General features: G+C 69.3%; 17 protein-coding genes. 8 read left to right on the plus strand and 9 right to left on the minus strand.

Annotation, left to right across the window (positions count from 1 at the left end):
- The first annotated feature begins 61 nt into the window (after positions 1-61).
- The 3 genes from E3O44_RS12865 to E3O44_RS12875 all read left to right on the plus strand — a co-directional run bounded on the left by E3O44_RS12865 (position 62) and on the right by E3O44_RS12875 (position 3,030).
- A complete protein-coding gene (locus E3O44_RS12865; protein ID WP_166792654.1) occupies positions 62-1,348 on the plus strand; it encodes a glycosyltransferase 87 family protein in 1,287 nt (428 codons plus the stop codon).
- 2 nt (positions 1,349-1,350) lie between these two features.
- Positions 1,351-1,677: a thiamine-binding protein gene (locus tag E3O44_RS12870; protein ID WP_134535179.1), complete on the plus strand. Its 327-nt coding sequence runs from the start codon at positions 1,351-1,353 to the stop codon at positions 1,675-1,677.
- A 72-nt stretch (positions 1,678-1,749) separates the two neighbouring features.
- Positions 1,750-3,030: an MFS transporter gene (locus E3O44_RS12875; RefSeq protein WP_134535180.1), complete on the plus strand. Its 1,281-nt coding sequence runs from the start codon at positions 1,750-1,752 to the stop codon at positions 3,028-3,030.
- A 93-nt stretch (positions 3,031-3,123) separates the two neighbouring features.
- Here E3O44_RS12875 and E3O44_RS12880 read toward each other — a convergent pair whose 3' ends face one another.
- From E3O44_RS12880 to metX, 5 genes are all read right to left on the minus strand, one after another.
- Positions 3,124-3,801 carry a response regulator transcription factor gene (locus E3O44_RS12880; RefSeq protein WP_255454387.1) on the minus strand — a complete coding sequence of 226 codons (678 nt, stop codon included), beginning with the start codon at positions 3,799-3,801 and terminating at the stop codon, positions 3,124-3,126.
- Positions 3,802-3,870: 69 nt separating this feature from the next.
- Positions 3,871-5,175 carry a hypothetical protein gene (locus tag E3O44_RS12885; protein WP_134535182.1) on the minus strand — a complete coding sequence of 435 codons (1,305 nt, stop codon included), beginning with the start codon at positions 5,173-5,175 and terminating at the stop codon, positions 3,871-3,873.
- Positions 5,172-6,341 carry a sensor histidine kinase gene (locus E3O44_RS12890; protein ID WP_134535183.1) on the minus strand — a complete coding sequence of 390 codons (1,170 nt, stop codon included), beginning with the start codon at positions 6,339-6,341 and terminating at the stop codon, positions 5,172-5,174. Before E3O44_RS12890 ends, E3O44_RS12885 begins: the two co-directional genes overlap by 4 nt.
- A gap of 217 nt (positions 6,342-6,558) precedes the next feature.
- Entirely contained in the window at positions 6,559-7,341 is a 783-nt protein-coding gene (locus E3O44_RS12895) for a hypothetical protein (protein WP_134535184.1), read from the minus strand.
- Between the two features lie 122 nt (positions 7,342-7,463).
- Complete coding sequence (metX, locus tag E3O44_RS12900) at positions 7,464-8,666, minus strand: homoserine O-acetyltransferase MetX (RefSeq protein WP_134535185.1); 1,203 nt, start codon at positions 8,664-8,666, stop codon at positions 7,464-7,466.
- Positions 8,667-8,790: 124 nt separating this feature from the next.
- Here metX and E3O44_RS12905 point away from each other — a divergent pair, with 124 nt between their 5' ends.
- On the plus strand, positions 8,791-9,417 hold the full coding sequence (locus E3O44_RS12905; protein ID WP_134535186.1) for a TetR/AcrR family transcriptional regulator: 627 nt from the start codon (positions 8,791-8,793) through the stop codon (positions 9,415-9,417).
- A 101-nt stretch (positions 9,418-9,518) separates the two neighbouring features.
- Positions 9,519-10,031 carry a CarD family transcriptional regulator gene (locus E3O44_RS12910; protein WP_134535187.1) on the plus strand — a complete coding sequence of 171 codons (513 nt, stop codon included), beginning with the start codon at positions 9,519-9,521 and terminating at the stop codon, positions 10,029-10,031.
- Between the two features lie 82 nt (positions 10,032-10,113).
- Here E3O44_RS12910 and E3O44_RS12915 read toward each other — a convergent pair whose 3' ends face one another.
- Entirely contained in the window at positions 10,114-10,545 is a 432-nt protein-coding gene (locus E3O44_RS12915) for a MarR family winged helix-turn-helix transcriptional regulator (protein ID WP_134535188.1), read from the minus strand.
- Between the two features lie 143 nt (positions 10,546-10,688).
- Positions 10,689-12,020 carry a bifunctional o-acetylhomoserine/o-acetylserine sulfhydrylase gene (locus E3O44_RS12920; RefSeq protein WP_134535189.1) on the minus strand — a complete coding sequence of 444 codons (1,332 nt, stop codon included), beginning with the start codon at positions 12,018-12,020 and terminating at the stop codon, positions 10,689-10,691.
- A 174-nt stretch (positions 12,021-12,194) separates the two neighbouring features.
- Here E3O44_RS12920 and E3O44_RS12925 point away from each other — a divergent pair, with 174 nt between their 5' ends.
- The 3 genes from E3O44_RS12925 (at position 12,195) to E3O44_RS12935 (ending at position 14,720) form a co-directional block, all read left to right on the plus strand.
- Positions 12,195-13,226: an alpha/beta fold hydrolase gene (locus E3O44_RS12925; protein WP_134535190.1), complete on the plus strand. Its 1,032-nt coding sequence runs from the start codon at positions 12,195-12,197 to the stop codon at positions 13,224-13,226.
- A gap of 48 nt (positions 13,227-13,274) precedes the next feature.
- Entirely contained in the window at positions 13,275-13,808 is a 534-nt protein-coding gene (locus tag E3O44_RS12930; protein WP_198415913.1) for a hotdog fold thioesterase, read from the plus strand.
- Positions 13,809-13,916: 108 nt separating this feature from the next.
- On the plus strand, positions 13,917-14,720 hold the full coding sequence (locus E3O44_RS12935; protein ID WP_134535191.1) for an SDR family NAD(P)-dependent oxidoreductase: 804 nt from the start codon (positions 13,917-13,919) through the stop codon (positions 14,718-14,720).
- A 152-nt stretch (positions 14,721-14,872) separates the two neighbouring features.
- Here the strand turns inward: E3O44_RS12935 and E3O44_RS12940 are convergent, their stop codons facing one another.
- The gene (locus E3O44_RS12940) at positions 14,873-16,498 is read right to left on the minus strand and encodes a solute symporter family protein (protein ID WP_241976308.1); all 1,626 of its coding nucleotides are present in this window, start codon (positions 16,496-16,498) and stop codon (positions 14,873-14,875) included.
- Entirely contained in the window at positions 16,495-16,851 is a 357-nt protein-coding gene (locus E3O44_RS12945; RefSeq protein ID WP_134535192.1) for a DUF485 domain-containing protein, read from the minus strand. The genes E3O44_RS12940 and E3O44_RS12945 overlap by 4 nt, the downstream gene beginning before the upstream one ends.
- Positions 16,852-16,888: the final 37 nt, after the last annotated feature.

Genomic DNA, 16,888 nt, shown 5'->3' on the forward strand with positions numbered 1-16,888 from the left:
GCGAAAGTGGAACGTGCCCGATTCCCCTACCCCGAAACCACCGGTTTGGTCCGCATCGGGGGTGAGCCTGCGCGTCGCGCTCTGGGCCGGGTTCGTCGTCGTGCACGCGTGGCTCGTGTACCTCTGCTTCACGGCGATCGGCTGGCCGCTCGGCGACGTCGACGTCGTCTACCTGGGCTGGGCGACCGATGCGGCGAGCGGCCAGGCCCTCGTCGGCATCACCGCACCCTTCGTCTACCCCCTCCTGGCCGTCGTGCCGATCTTCGCGGCCCTCGCCTTCGGCACCGCCTCGTACACGGCGACCTGGCTCGGCATCGTCGCCCTGCTCAACGCGGTCGCCTTCGCGGCCCTGACCGGTCGACGCCGGGGGCCGCGCGCGCTCCTCGCCGCGGCCTGGTGGCTCGGCTTCCTGCTCCTTCTCGGTCCGATCGCCCTCGCCAGGATCGACTCGATCACGGCCCCGCTCGTCATCCTCGCCGTACTGTGGCTGCGGACCCGCCCGGTCTGGGGCACCGTCATCCTCACGATCGCGACCTGGGTGAAGATCTGGCCGATCGCCGTCATCGCAGCCCTGGTCGTCGCCTCGAAACAGCGTATGCGCGCCGGTTACGTCTTCCTCGCCACGAGCGCCGTCATCGTGCTCACCGCATTCGCCCTCGGCAGCGGCCTCCGGGTGTTCAGCTTCATCTCCGAGCAGACCAGCCGCGGCATCCAGATCGAATCTCCGGTCGGCGCCATCTGGATGGTGCAGGCCGCGCTGCGGATCCCGGGCAGCTACATCTATTACGACCACGACATCCTCACCTTCCAGGTCGTCGGTCCGGGATCGTCCATCGCCGTCGCGCTCATGACGCCGGTGCTCGCGCTCGGCATCGCCGCCGTGCTGCTGATCGCGCTGCGGGCGACGCGGGCGGGGGCGACCTTCGAGAAGCTCTTCCCGCCCCTCGTGCTCGCGCTCGTCGTGACCCTGATGGCGGTCAACAAGGTCGGCTCGCCGCAATTCGTGATCTGGCTCGCCGCGCCGACCATCCTCGGTATCCTGCTGTGGGGGCGTGGCTGGCGCACCCCGACCATCCTCGTCGCCGTCATCGCCGGGCTCACGCAGCTCGTCTACCCCTACCTCTACGACTGGCTGCTCGTCGCCAACCCGCTGATGGTGCTCGCGCTCTCCGCGCGCAACGTGCTCGAGTTCGTCCTGCTCGCCTGGGCCATCCGCGAAGTGTGGGCTCTCGGCAGCCGCTCCGTCCCGCACGGCGCCGTCCGCGGCGGCCACCACGGCGACAACGCAGCCCCGCACGACCCACCGGCGGCCGGCCTCGACCGCCCGATCCTCACCCCCAGGGAGTAATCATGCTCGTCGCCTTTTCCGTTTCCCCGTCCGGCGCCCAGGACGCGGAGGGATCCGTGCACGACGCCGTCGCCGCGGCCGTGCGCATCGTCCGCGAATCGGGCCTGCCGAACCACACCGATTCGATGTTCACGACCATCGAGGGGTCATGGGACGAGGTCTTCGCCGTCGTCAAGGCCGCGACGGAGGCCGTCGGCGCCTTCGGCCCCCGGGTCTCCCTCGTGCTCAAGGCCGACATCCGCCCCGGACACACCGGCGAGCTGACCGGCAAGGTCGAACGCCTCGAGGTCGCGCTCCGGAACGCACGGGAGACCGGCGACGAGGCGTAGCCGACACGGCACGGGCTGGCGGTCGCCGCCGGACGCTTCCGGACGGATCCGTCCGGCCCTAGGCTGGAGCGCATGCCCTCAACCACCGACGGGTCGGCGATTCTGTCTCCGACCCGCATCCGCCTTGCCCTGCTCGCCCTCGCGCTCGGCGGCTTCGGCATCGGCGCGACCGAATTCGTGGCGATGGGGCTGCTGCCGAACCTCGCGCAAGACCTCCTGCCCGGCCTCTACGCGACCGCGCCGGACGCCGCGAACGCCCAGATCGGCTGGCTGATCTCGGCGTATGCCCTCGGCGTCGTCGTCGGAGCCCCGACGATCGCGGCGGCGGCGGCACGCTGGCCGCGCAAACAGCTGTTGCTCGCCCTGCTCGCCGCATTCACCCTGGCGACGATCGCCTCCGCCCTGCTGCCGACCTTCGGGCTCGTGCTCGTGGCCCGGTTCGTGGCCGCGCTTCCGCACGGCGCCTATTTCGGCATCGCGTCGCTCGTCGCTGCCGACCTGATGGGCCCGGGCAAGCGCGCACGCGGCGTCGCGCTCGTGCTCAGCGGGCTGACCATCTCGAACGTGGTCGGCGTGCCCGTGATCACCTGGATCGGGCAGGTCTACGGCTGGCGGGTCGCCTATCTCGTCGTCGCCGCCGTCTTCGCGGTCACGTTCCTCGCCGTGATCCTGCTCGTGCCGTTCCAGTCCGGTGACCCGCTTGCGACCATGCGCAACGAGCTCAAGGCCTTCGGCCGGCTGCAGGTCTGGTTCGCGCTCGGCATCGGCGCGATCGGCTTCGGCGGCCTCTTCGCCGTCTACACCTACGTCGCCCCGCTGACCATCGAGGTCACGGGCCTCGGCGCCGGGGCGGTGCCGCTCGTGCTCGTGGTCATCGGCCTCGGCATGACCGTCGGCAACCTGCTCGGCGGCCACCTGGCCGACAAGAGCGTCCGCCGCACCCTCTACGGCTTCTTCGCCGTGATGATCGTCGCCCTCGTCGGGCTCGCCCTCTCCGCGCAGTTCCTGCCCGGGCTCCTGATCGGTGTGTTCCTCGTCGGCGGTGCCGCCGCCGGACTCTCCCCGGCGATCCAGACCCGGCTGATGGATGTCTCGGCGGACAGCCAGTCCATCGCCGCGGCCCTCAACCACTCGGCGCTCAATATCGGCAACGCACTCGGCGCCTTCCTCGGCGGCCTCGCGATCGCGGGCGGCCTCGGCTACGTCGCCCCGGTCTGGATCGGCGCGGGACTGAGCGTCATCGGACTCGTCCTCGCCGTCGTGAGCTTCGCGATCGACCGGTCCCGGCGCCGCAACGGACAGCACGTGCCGTACGGCACCGACCTCATCGACATTGTCAGGGACGCCGCTTAACGCCGAAGCCGGAGCCTTTCGTGATCCACCGTCGGCGCAGCAGCGCCTGCGACGGGTCACGGAAAACTCCGACAGGGGGTCGGGAGTACCCGGTCAGTCCGTCTGCAGCAGGATCCCGTCGTGGATCGCGCGCTTCCGCAGCGCGACCTTCGTTCCGACGTCGAAGCCCGCAAGGCGGTACTTCTCGCGAATCCGCTTGAGGTAGGACTTGGCGGTCTCCTCGGAGATGCCGAGCTGGTGGGCGACGGCCTTCACTGGTTCTCCGGCACCGTAGAGCGCCATCACGCGGCGTTCCTGCGCGCTCAGTCGCGGTGAGCCGCCGCCCGTGCCCGCGCTGAGCGCTTCGTCGAGCTCAGCGGAGATGTAGGACTCTCCGTCGAAGGCGGCGCGGATGGCGTCGACGATCATGCCGGCTTCCTCGCTCTTGACGAGGTAGCCGAGCGCCCCGGCGGCGAGTGCCTCGCGTACGAGTCCGGGCTCCGAGTACGTGCTCATCAGGACGGTCTTGACGCCGGCCGTCTTGAGCGTCGAGATCTTGAGTGAGACCGGGATGTTGTCCTTGAGGTCGAGGTCGAGGAGCACGACGTCCACCGGGAATTCGGGGTGGGTGAGGAGTTCCGGCCACGTTGTGACCGCAGCGACCATGTTGATGTCGTCCGCAGCACCGCGGATCCATTCCGTCAACGCGCCCAGGAGCATCCTGTGGTCGTCGACGAGGGCCAGCCGGATGGGATTCTCCCTGCTGGGCACCACTCGGGTGGTCGTGCTGATGTTCGTCACTGTTGCCTCCTGTTGCCTGTGCATTCGACTGGTAGCCCGGCGATGCCGGACCAGAAAATTTCACGCATCTGCGGGATTGTCAATGCTGCATTCGATCTCCACGTGCAGACTGCCACCCCGGCTCGACGCAGTGTGCGGGCCGACTACCCGGATAGCTTGCCACGTCTCGGGGTCGACCCGTCGTCGGGGCACACCGGTGGTGGCCAATTCGATGGGGAATCGTAACTTATGACGGTCGATCAGGCCATTCGTGTGGCGGATCGGTCCGAGGGACAGGGCGACGGATGCCTCGGGGCGCTGCGTGTCGCTGATCAGGAGCCAGATGGTGCGCAGCAGGGCGTCGCGCTGGGCGGGGTCGAGCAGTCCGGCGAGTCCGGCTGGGTCGTTGAGGCTCACCGAGGGACCGAGGAACTCGGACTCCGTGATGGCGTGGTGGAGCCAGGTTTCCCGGCGGCCCTGGATCAGGTGCAGCCGCAACTGGGTCGCGAGCGAGGACGCGGTCGTCGATTTGGCCGCATTGAGCGGGAGCGCGGTGCGCCCCTTGGCCACGTCGTCGAGCAGGGTCTCCGCGTCGAGGTCGATCCGGGCGAGGTCCTCCGAGGCGAGCATGCCGACCGCGAACCGCGGCTGGGAGACCGTGCTCTGCACGAGCACGAGGTCCAGTTCCCGCTGCACCATCCGGTGGAATGACCGAACGATGGCGACGCCGAGGAGCGGGGGAATCACGGCGAGTCCGAACGCGACGAGTTCCGGCGCGAACGACAGCGGGTCGCTGCGCGGCTCGGTGACCGCGAACACGGCCAGGATGGTGCCGAGGACGGCCGTCGACGAGACGACGTCCCTCCCGCGGCGCACGGTCACGAGCGCGATCAGCAGGCTCCCGACCGCGGCGGCCGCCGTCGGGTAGACGCCCTGGTCCGCGCCGGCGTGGGAACCGGCCAGGTCGAGCGCGACGACGACCGCGCCGGCCGCGAGGGCCGCTGCGAACAGCCAGTCCGGCATTCGTGCGGAGAGCCGTTGCACGACGACGATCGCGAATGCCGTCGCCGCCACCAGAATCACCCAGGCCACGAGGGTCGGGACGGGAGTCGAGTATCGGGGCAACTGATCGAGGCATTCCCAGAACAGGTAGGCCGCAACGATGCCTCCTGCGATGGAGAGGCCGATTCCGAGGTGGCGTCCGCCGAGGCCGCTCTGGTTGGCGCGTGTCGTCTCGACCGTGCGTTCGGGCCTGCGGAAGCTGCGGCGGCGGTCCTGGCGCTCCTGGCGCCCGTGCTCCGCGAGCGGGCCGGCCTCGGTGTCGGTGCGCCGGGTCTGTCGACGGATGCCGCGCTCTGGCGGCACGGTGACGCCGCGGGTGCTCACTTGGGCACCTCGAGCACGACCGTCGTTCCCGAGCCGGGGGACGAGAACAGCCGGGCGTTGCCGCCGACATCGCGGAGCCTGGCGACGACGGACTCGGCGAAACCGAGGCGCTCCGGGCTGACCGCCGCGAGGTCGAAGCCGACGCCCGCGTCGGTGACCATGGCGCGCACCGTCGTGTCGTCGTCCGTGATCGTGACGTCGGCGCGGGCGACCCCGGCGTGCCTGCGCACGTTCTCGAGGCACTCGCCCAGGGCGAGCAGGAAGGAGTCCAGGACCGTGCTCGGCAGCAGGACCTGGCCGCTCCCGTGCCAGTCCACGTCGAGTCCCATACGTTTGAAGCGCTGTTTCACGGACTCGAGGGTGCTGCCGAGGGCCGCCTCCGATGCGGGCTCGAGCGTGTAGACGCCCGAGCGGTGCGGTGTCGGGAGGCCGCCGAGCCGCAGCTGCCTGAGGAGCCGGGCATCATCGCCGGCCTGCTGGCGCAAGGCGGCCGGGCTCACGCCGACGCCGGAGTGCGCGAGCAGGGTGAGGGTGGCGAGGACGGTGTCGTGCAGGAGCCGTGCGTCCTGGCGGCGCTGGGCTTCGAGTTCGCTCGCATGCCGTTCGGCGAGGTGCGCGCGGCCGATTTCGGCGATGCGCTGCATGACGCGGGGAATGCTCTGGGCGATCCACCAGCCGGCGATCGCGATCGCGAACCAGCCGGTGATCGTGAGCATGACCGGGAAGAGAGCGTCGTCGGTGAGCCGCGCGGCACAGAGGACGCTCGCGAGGGTCGCGCAGAAGGCGAGGCCCAGCATGATCAGCCGGCGTGCGGTGGTGACGAGCACCAGGGCGACGGAACCGATCGTCGGCGAGGCGATGCACGCGACCACGGCCTGTTCGCCGAGGTTGAGTCCCGATGTTCCCCGGCCGACGAAGCCGATCACGAGGATCATGGCCACGCCGCACGCGACGACGACCGCTGCCCACCTCAGGTGCCCGTTGCGGCCGAGCAGGTACTGGGCGCCCACGATGACGAGGAGGAGGGGAAGGTTCACAGCGAGCGCCAGCGGGACGAGGCTGCCGGGCACCAGAAGGGCCAGGAATGCGGCGATGGAGCCCGCGAGCCCGGTCAGCCGCGCACCCTTGCGCAGCAGCCGATCCCGTTCCTTGAAGATGCGTTGCATACCCGTAGCATTACCCCTCGTCGTGCTCCACAGAGCACCATATCCGGATGCGGCGGGTTTCGACGCGCGCGTGGCACTCAGTTTCACGAATGTGCCTTGTTTACGGGCCACGCCAACGGGAGGGTCGACCGGGTGCGGGCGGGCCGGGGGCGTTTGGGCGCGTGCAGGGGGGACAGTGCGGTGCCTCGAACTCAGTCGGGTCAGCATCCGTGCTTCCTCAGGTTGTTTTCACCCTAGCAGCCCCGTCGATTCCCCCCGCTTCGGTGCCCCCCGTTTCCGGCCCGGTCGGGCCCTGGGGAGTGTCTCGCCTGCCGAGTCCCATCGCGCCGAAGATCACCAGGAGCACCCCGGCCACGAGCAGGAGCCCTCCGCCGAGCAACAGGGCGATCGCCGCCGGCACGAAAAGGGCGGACCGGACGCCGGCCCGCACCTGCACGTCGACGCCCTGCGTCGCATCCGCGTTCATCACGACGACGGCCCAGTCGCCGCTCGCCACCGGCCAGACCACGCGCTGCGTTCCCGGGCCGGACGCCGCGACCGTCCACCAGGTCTGACTGCCCGGGCGGGCGGGCCGTCTGCTGCCGGGTGCCTCGCGGTACTCGGTGCGGAACGGCGACGAACTCACCGAGGTGAGCTCGCTGTGCGCGACGGATGCGAGGTAGCGTTCCACGTCCGTTCGCGGTGCGATGCCGATGAAGACGCCGGCGCCCCGGGTGCTCGTCGCCTCGAGCATCACCGTCGCGAGCCCGGAGGGTAGCCCGCCGGAACCGGGCTGGGTGCCGGTCTCTGTGCCGGTCCCTGCGCCGGTTCCGGTCTCGAGGTTGGGAGAGGTGATCGCGTAGGAGGCCACCGAGAGCGTTCCGGATGGCGTGGTCAGGAACCCGTCCCTGCCCTGCCCCGCTGCGACCGTCGCTGCCGCGACCCCGGTGGCGAGCATGCCGATGCTGGAGAGGGCCACCAGCGTTCCGACGATGACCATGACGACGTAGCCGGCTTTCATCACGGGGCTCCTCTTCGCTGGGCGGAACGGATCGAGCAGGCGGTGTCTGGGTTCCCTGTCAGGGTCGTCCGGAATGCCTGCCCTGTCAATCGCCGGGCAGCGGGGGAGAAGTCAGCGGAAAGTCAGCGGAGCAGGCGGCCGATTTGCTCGCCGACGGCGGCATTTTCGATCAGGAAGCCGTCGTGGCCATAGCTCGACGAGAGCACGACGGGTTTGGTGCCGTCGAGGCCGTTGCGGAGGTGCGCCGCGATGCGCCGCTGGCCCTCGACGGGGAACAGCCGATCGCTGTCGATTCCCACGACGAGGGTGGTCGCCTCGATGGCGGAGAGCGCCTCCGCGAGGGAACCGCGGCCGCGGGACACATCGTGGGAGTTCATCGCCTCCACGAGGACGATGTAGCTGTTCGCGTCGAATCGGCGGGTGAACTTGTTGCCGTGGAAGTCGAGGTAGGACTCGACGGCGAATCGACCGCCGGAACCGAGCGGGGAGATCCGGCTCTGCCAGCCGCGCTCGAAACGCTCGTTGAGCTCGGACGGGCTGCGGTAGTTGAGGAGGGCCATCCTCCGGGCGAGGGCGAGCCCGCGGGTCGGGCCGTCGCCGTCGGCCGCGTCGTAGTAATCGCCGGACCGGAACAGCGGGTCGCTACGAATGGCTTCGATCTGCACCGAATTCAGGGCGATCTGGTCTGCCGTCGTCACAGGGGGCGCCGCGAGGATCGCGAGCCTGTGCACCCGGTCCGGTTGGTCGATCGCCCATTCGAGGGCGTGCATCCCGCCCATCGAGCCGCCGACGACGAGAGCCCAGGAGTCGATCCCGATCCGGTCGGCGAAGGCGACCTGCGCGGCGACCTGGTCGCGAATGGTCAGGTAGGGGAAGCGGATGCCCCACTCCGAGCCGTCGGGAGAGAGGGACGCCGGGCCCGTGCTGCCCTGGCAGCCGCCGAGCATGTTCGGTGCGACGACAAAATAGCGGTCCGTGTCGATGGCGAGGCCGGGGCCGACGATGCCGCCCCACCAGCCGGCGGTCGCGTGGCCGGGCCCTGCCGGGCCGAGGAGATGGCTGTCCCCGGTGAGGGCGTGCAGCACGAGGACCGCGTTGTCCCTGGCCGGGGAGAGCTCGCCCCAGGTCTCGTAGGCGATCCGCGCGGAGCCCAGCCGCCCGCCGGCCTCGAGGTCGAGCGCACCCACATCCTGGAACCGGCGGTCGCCGACGGGGTCGCCGTCGCGCCAGGCTCCCGTCGCCGGGGGTTTGCCGAGCAGCGAGCGCGCCTGAGCCTCGGTGATGAAGCTGGACGGGACCGTGTCCGCCGAGGTCTGCCATTCCATATGCCCTCATTCTGCCCGGTCGGACGCGCCCGCGTCCCTTTGTTACGTGCGCTTGTCATGGACGCCCGCCGCCCGACTGCGGCCACTTCTCGGACAGGTGTCCGAGAAGTGCTAGACTGTCCTGATGACCCGCACCGAGTATGTCCGAGAACCCGCGGTGCGCGGTACAATCAGCGCCGCGCGAGCCTCGGACCCGCGGGCGGAGCGCACCAGGCAGGCCATTTTCGCGGCGGTCCGCACCCTCATGACGCAGCGCGTCGCATCCGTCTCGGTCAGCGACATCGTGCGCACGGCCTCGATCAGCCGGAGTTCGTTCTACGCGCACTTCAGCAGCCTCGACGACCTCGCGACCGGTTTCCTCCGCGAGCAGTTCGCCGAGATCGGCGTGACCGGGTTCGACCTGCGGAGCGACGACCTCACCGCGGCGGAGGCCGCACGCGCCGGCTACCAGCGGCTCATCTCGCACATCGTGGAGCACTACCCGCTCTACTCGAGCGTGCTCGACCTGCCGATCACCCGCACGGCATACGACGACGAGATCGAGGCGTACTCGCGCCGCCTCGTCGAATCTCTCCTCGCGCTCTCCGGCGCCCCGCGGGTCGTGCACCCCGAGTCCTTCGCCACCTACGTGGCCGGGGGAGCGCTCACCCTGATCAGCGCCTGGATGCGCGGCTACCTCGACGTCACGGACGACGAGATCGTCGCCCAGCTGGTCGAATTCTTACCCGAATGGCTGGTCGACGCGGCCTAGCGACGCGTCACCGGCACCCTGCACACCACCACACCACCACCACACGACCGACCGACGATGGTCGCGAGAACCCCGCATCACCAACGAACAAGAGGCAGCACATGAATTTCACCGTGGGAGAAACCCTGGTCTACCCGCACCACGGCGCGGTCACCATCACCGAAATCACGACCCGCGCCGTGAAGGGGATCGAGAAGAAGTTCATGACCCTCACCGTGCACGCGAACGACCTGACGATCAAGCTTCCGATCGAGAACGCGGAGCTCGTCGGCGTGCGCGACGTCATCGACAATGCCGGAGTCCAGGCCGTCTTCGACGTGCTCCGCGAATCCTTCGTCGAAGAGCCCGGGAACTGGTCGCGCCGGTACAAGGCCAACCAGGAGAAGATGGCGAGCGGCAGCGTCTACCGCGTCGGCGAGGTCGTCCGCGACCTATGGCGTCGTGACCAGGAGCGCGGAGTGTCGGCCGGCGAGAAGAACATGCTCGTCAAGGCTCGACAGGTGCTCGTCTCCGAACTCGCGCTCGCCCAGAACTCGACGAGTGAAGAGGCATCCGCCGTCCTCGACACCGTTCTCGCGAGCTCCATCCCCGCGACGGGCACCACCGCCGCCTAAGGGCGCGGGCCGAGAGTCGCCGTTCCCGCCGAGAGTCGCCCGTTCGCCGGGTCGACTCGGCAGTATGGGCGATTCTCGGCGCCTACGCGGCGTCGGGGTCGCCCGTCCAGCCGAGGTTACGGGCGACCTGCTCGAGGGTGGCGAGGGTCGTGGCGTAGTCGGCAGGGCTGACGTCCTGGGTCGCGGCGTCCCGGTTCACCGAGACGACCTCGGCGAGGCGCTGGTAGGCGGTCCTGCCGCGGTCGGTGATCGCGTACCCGGACTCCGATACCGTGACCCAGCCGCTCTCGACGAGTTCGGCGAGGTGCTCGACGACGGTCTCGCCCTCGGTATCGAGGAACGGAGCGACCTCGCGGGTGAGTTCGTCGACGGAGGCGGGGCCGCGGGACAGCATCCCGAGCAGCTGCCACTGCCGCCGCGTCACCCCGTGTTCCTCGAGGGTCGTCGCGAATTGCTCGTTGATCAGTTGGTCGACGAGCTTGAGCCAGTATCCGATCGGTCGCAGGTCAGTCATACCGACAGGATATTCACGGACCCGCCATCCGGATCGTTCTGTGAACCAATTCGACGGAGATTTCGCCTCGCGCGGCCCGAAAACGGCCTGCAACGTACAATTTCGGCAAAATCTCCGTCGAATCGGTTCGGGGTGCTGGTGACTCAGGCGTTCGCGCGGGAGGCCAGGGTGACGGCGCGGGCAGCGGCGAGTCCCTGCTCGAGGTCGGCCTTGAGGTCGACCACGTTCTCGATGCCGACGGACAGGCGCACGAGGCCGGGGGTGACGCCGCTCGTGAGCTGCTGCTCCGGGGTGAGCTGCGCGTGCGTGGTCGAGGCCGGGTGGATGACGAGCGAACGGACGTCACCGATGTTGGCCAGGTGGCTGAAGAGCTCGAGGTTGTCGACGAGCGCGCGGCCGGCATCCACCCCGCCCTTGAGCTCGAAGGAGACGACCGCGCCGACGCCCTTGGGCGCGTACTTGTTGGCCGTGGCGTACCAGGGGCTCGACGGCAGGCCGGCGTAGTTGACCGAGGCGATGTCGGGGTGGTTCTCGAGCCACTCGGCGATGTCCTGGGCGTTCTGCACGTGGCGCTCGATGCGCAGGCTCAGGGTTTCGATGCCCTGGATCAGCTGCCAGGCGCTCGCGGGGGCGATCGCGCTGCCGAGGTCGCGGAGCAGCTGCACGCGCGCCTTGATGATGTACGCGATGCCGTCGCCGACCGCGCCGGTGTAGCTGACGCCGTGGTACGACGGGTCAGGCTCGGTGAGGCCGGGGAACTTCTCGACGTTCTTCGACCATTCGAAGGTGCCGCCGTCGACGATGACGCCGCCGATGATCGTTCCGTGGCCGCCGAGGAACTTGGTGGCGGAGTGCACGACGATGTCGGCGCCGTGCTCGAACGGGCGGATCAGATACGGCGTCGCGATCGTGCTGTCGACGATGAGCGGCACGCCGTTCTCGTGCGCGACATCGGCGACGAGCGAGATGTCGAGCACGTTGATCTTGGGGTTGCCGATCGTCTCGGCGAAGAACAGCTTGGTGTTCGGGCGCACGGCGCGGGCCCACTCCGCCGCGTCGTCCTGGTCCTCGACGAAGGTCGTCTCGATGCCGAGCTTGGCGAGGGTGTACTTGAAGAGGTTGTAGGTGCCGCCGTAGATCGAGCTCGAGGAGACGATGTGGTCGCCGGCCTGGGCGATGTTGAGTACGGCGAAGGTCGACGCGGCCTGGCCGGAGGCGAGGAGAAGCGCCGCGGTGCCGCCTTCGAGCGCGGCGATGCGCTCTTCGACGACGGCCTGGGTCGGGTTCATGATGCGGGTGTAGATGTTGCCGAACTCGGCGAGGGCGAAGAGGTTCTGGGCGTGCTGCGCGTTGTTGAACACGTAGGACGTGGTCTGGTAGATCGGGGTGGCGCGCGCGTTGGTGACCGGGTCGGGGTGCGCGCCCGAGTGCACCTGCTTGGTTTCGAACTGCCAGGCGGCCGCGTTGTCGCTCATGAAGAACTCCCTGTAATCCGTGACGAGCGTGGACCGTCCAACGCTCTTGGGTGCGAGTTTAGGCACGCGTTCGCGGGGGCGGCAATGCGGGCGAAACACGGCGTCATCTGGCGGGTGTGACCCGGGTGCGCCGGCGGCGGAGCGTGCGCAACGTGCGGCGAGCAGAATGGGTGGATGCAGCAGGAGATTGCGCGCGCGGAAACGACCGACGGCACCGGCGTGGCATACGCCTCGGCCGGCTCCGGTCGGCCGCTCGTGTACGTCGCCGGGTGGCTCAGCCACCTCGAGCTCAGCTGGCAGCTGCCCGAGGAACGGGCATTCTACGAGAGCCTGGCGGCGGACCGTCGACTCATCCGGTACGACCGCGCCGGATGCGGCCTGTCGGCTCCGACGAGCCGGCCGCCGTCGATGGACTTCGAGCTGGAGCAACTCGCCGCGGTCGTCGCGACGCTCGGCCCCGAGCCGTTCGACCTCATCGGCACGTCGATGGGCGCGCTGGTCGCCGTGGCGTGGGCGGCGGCGCATCCGGACACCGTGCGGCGGCTCGTGCTGTACGGCGGCTGGGCATCCGGCGCGGCGGTCGCCCCGCTCGGCGTGCGCGAGCACGTCCTCGGGCTGATCGAGACGCACTGGGGACTCGGGTCCGACGTGCTCACCGACATCTTCGCGCCCGACGCCGATGCCACGATGCGCGCCCGATTCGGCCGCTACCAACGAGCCTGCTCGACCGCAGCGACCGCGCGGGCGATGCTGGCGCTGTGCTACGACCTCGAGGTCACGGGCCTTCTCGGCCAGGTGCGCACCCCGACGCTCGTGGTGCACCGCGCCGACGACCGCGCCGCCCCCGTCGCGCAGGCCACGGCGCTCGCGGAGGGCATCGCCGGGGCGCGGCTCGTGGTGCTTCCCGGTCGCTCACACCTGCCGTACGCCGGGGACGCCCATGAGCTCGTCGTGACCGTGCGTCGCTTCCTCGGCGCGCGTGCCCCGCAGCGCGGGCCCCGGACCCTGACGCCTCGCCAGAGCGAGGTTGCGGCGTTGATCAGTGAGGGCTGCACGAACCGCGAGATTGCCGTGCGGCTGGGAATCGACGAACGGTCGGCAGAGGGCCACGTCGAACGGATTCGGCTGCGCCTCGGCTTTCGATCGCGGGCACAGGTCGCCGCGTGGTACGCCACCCACCGGGACCGGACGGAACCGCCCAAGTGAGGTAGTTTCCCGCCTGACCGTGCGCGCCGGATCCCGCACGCTGGTGGGATGAATCACGACACAGACACAGACACAGACACAGACACAGACACGGGTACGGCTGCCTCGGCCTCCGCCCCATCGATCTGGCACGGTGACGTCTCGTTGCGCGTCCTCGAGGACATGGGCAGGGACTGTCTCATCGAGACGCTCGGCATCGAACTCACCGACGTCGCGCCCGACGCCCTGCGGGGGCGGATGCCCGTGGACGCCCGTACGACACAGCCGGCGGGGGTGCTGCACGGCGGCGCGTCCGTCGCCTTTGCGGAGACGCTCACGTCGATCGCGGGATACCTCGCGATCGATCGACACCGTTTCCACGTAGTGGGGATTGAGATCAACGCCAACCACCTCCGGCCCGTCGCGAGCGGATGGGTGACGGGAGTCGCCCGCCCGATCCATCTCGGTGCGCGAGTCCAGGTCTGGGAGGTGAGGATCAGCGATGGCCGCGAGCGTCTCGTCTGCGTTTCGCGGTGCACGCTCGCTGTGATCGACAGGCCGAGCGATTACGTCTCACCGGAATTGCGCCGCCCGAGGAGCTGATCGCCGAACCGGGCGCCCAGGCGAGCGAGGGTGGCGCGCACGACCCGAAAACACGGCGTCACGTACCGGGTGCGCACCGGGTGCCGTTCGTGCCGTCAGAATGGGACCATGGCAAATAAGCGAGTTGTGGTGACCGGTGCGAGTTCGGGAATCGGGGCGGCAACGGTACGACTGTTCCGGGCGCACGGCTGGGACGTCGTCGGCGTCGCCCGGCGCGCCGACCGGCTCGCGGCGCTCGCCGAGGAAACCGGCGCGGACGTCTTCACCGCAGACCTGACGGTGCAGGCCGATGTCGACGCCCTCCGCGACTATCTCGCGGCATCCGGCCCCGTGCACGCCCTCGTGAACAACGCCGGCGGCGCCCGCGGCCTCGACAGTGTCGAGACGGCCCCCGTCGAGGACTGGGCCTGGATGTTCGAGATCAACGTGCTCGCGGTCAAGCGGGTCACGAGCGCCGTGCTTCCGCTGCTGCGGGCGACCCTGCGAGAAGAGGCCGCAGGCAACCCAGCGGATGCCGCGGGCAGCGCAGACATCGTCACGGTCACCTCGATCGCCGGTCACGTCGCGTACCTCGGCGGTGGCGGCTACAACGCCGCGAAGTTCGCGGCCCACGCCCTCGTGGAGGTGCTGCGGCTCGAACTCAACGGCGAGCCGATCCGGGTGATCGAGATCGCGCCCGGAATGGTCAAGACCGAGGAATTCGGTCTGGTCCGCTTCGGCGGCGACCCGGAGAAGGCCGCTGCCGCATACGTCGGCGTGGAGAACCCGCTCACCGCGGAGGACATCGCCGAGACGATCGTGCTGAGCGTCGAGCTGCCCGCCCACGTCAACCTCGACCTGATCACGGTCAAGCCCGTCGCACAGGCGGCCCCTGCGCGCGTCGCGCGCGGCCCCCTCGTCCCGAAGGACTGACCCCCGGCATCCGCTGCCCGCACTCACGCAGCGCCCGCCGGTTTGTCCGCCGGTTTGTGTTCCGAATTCAGGAGTTCAGGCTGATCTGGGCCGGTCTGGCCCCGGTTCGGGCCGGAAAAGCCCTCAACTCCTGAATTCGGAACAGCGGATGCCTAGTGCTCGACGGCCTTCTCGGCGCCGTGGCCGGTGAGGGAGCGGACCGACATCTCGGCGGCGAGCAGGGGGTCTTCCTTGCGGGTGCTCGTGACCGAGCCGAGCCAGCCGAGGAAGAACCCGATCGGGATCGAGACGATGCCGGGGTTGCTGAGCGGGAACCACGCGAAGTTGACCCCCGCGCCGAACATCGAGGTAGGCGTGCCGGAGAACACCGGCGAGAAGACGATCAGGATCATCGCCGCTGCGAGGCCGCCGTACATGCTCCAGACCGCACCGCGCGTGGTGAAGCCGCGCCAGAACAGCGAGTAGAGGATCGTCGGGAGGTTCGCGCTCGCCGCGACGGCGAAGGCGAGCGCCACGAGGAACGCGATGTTCTGGCCCTGCACGCCGATGCCGCCCGCGATCGCGAGGATGCCGATCACGATGACGGTGCGGCGTGCAACCTTGACCTCGCTGTCCGGGTCGCCCTTGCCCTTCTTGATCACGCTCATGTAGATGTCGTGCGCGAAGGACGTCGCCGCGGTGATCGTGATGCCGGCGACGACCGCGAGGATCGTCGCGAAGGCGATCGCGGAGATGAAGCCGAGCAGGAGCGGCCCGCCGAGCGCGAGCGACAGGAGCGGCGCCGCCGAGTTGACCCCGCCGGGTGCCGCCGCGATCACGTCGGCGCCGACGAGGGCCGCCGCGCCGAAGCCGAGCACGAGGGTGAACAGGTAGAACGCGCCGATCAGCCAGATCGCCCAGACCACGGAGCGACGGGCCTCCTTGGCACTCGGGACGGTGTAGAAGCGCATCAGGACGTGCGGCAGGCCCGCGGTGCCGAGCACGAGCGCGATCGCGAGCGAGATGAAGTCGAGCGGGTTGTGACCGTACTTGAGGCCCGGCACGAGGATGGCCTCCGCCGGCTTGCTGATCGAGGCCGCCACGGCGCTGTCGAGCAGCGCCGAGAAGTTGAACCCGTTGATCGCGAGCACCCAGATCGTCATGGCGAAGGCGCCGATGATGAGAAGGAACGCCTTGATGATCTGCACCCAGGTGGTGCCCTTCATCCCGCCGATCAGCACGTAGAGGATCATCAGACCGCCGACGACGACCACGACGACCGACTGGCCGAGCTTGTCGTTGATGCCGAGCAGAAGGGACACGAGTCCGCCGGCGCCGGCCATCTGCGCGAGGAGGTAGAAGAAGCACACGGCGAGGGTCGTCGTGGCCGCCGCGACCCGGACCGGGCCCTGCTTGAGCCGGAAGGAGAGCACATCGGCCATCGTGTACTTGCCCGTGTTGCGCATCAGCTCAGCGACGAGCAGGAGCGCGACGAGCCAGGCGACGAGGAACCCGATCGAGTACAGGAAGCCGTCGTAGCCGCTGATCGCGATCGCGCCGACGATGCCGAGGAAGGACGCCGCCGAGAGGTAGTCTCCCGCGATCGCGAAGCCGTTCTGCGGCCCGGTGAACGACCGTCCGCCGGTGTAGTAGTCCGCGGCGGAGCGGTTGTTGCGGCCGGCCCGGATCACGACGATCAGGGTGACGGCCACGAAGGCGAGGAAGATCGAGATGTTCAGGACGGGGTTGGTCTCCGTGGCCTTCGCGGCGGCCTGGACGATCATGGTGCCGGCGCTCATTTCTGCTCCATCTTTTCGAGCTCGGCGCGGAGCGCGGCGCCCATCGGGTCGAGGGTCTTGTTCGAGAAGGACACGTACCACATGGTGATCGCGAAGGTCGTGACGAACTGGCCGAGGCCGAGCACGACGCCGAGGTTGACGCTTCCGACGACCTGGATGGCCATGAAGGCCGGCGCGTATGCGGCGACGAGCACGAACCCGAAGTACCAGACCAGGAAGAACACGGCGAGCGGGATCACGAACCGGTTCCTCCTTCGCTTCAGTTCGAGGAAGCGCGGCGATTGGGCGAAAGCGACGTAGTCGATCGACGACGGCGTCGCTCCCGGTCGTGCATCTCTCAGTGATTCCGTCATGGGGGCTCCTTTGCTCCGGTGAGGATGAGGCTGGATG

Origin of the sequence: Cryobacterium algoricola (assembly GCF_004402485.1) — a bacterium.
Taxonomy (GTDB): Bacteria; Actinomycetota; Actinomycetes; order Actinomycetales; family Microbacteriaceae; genus Cryobacterium; species Cryobacterium algoricola.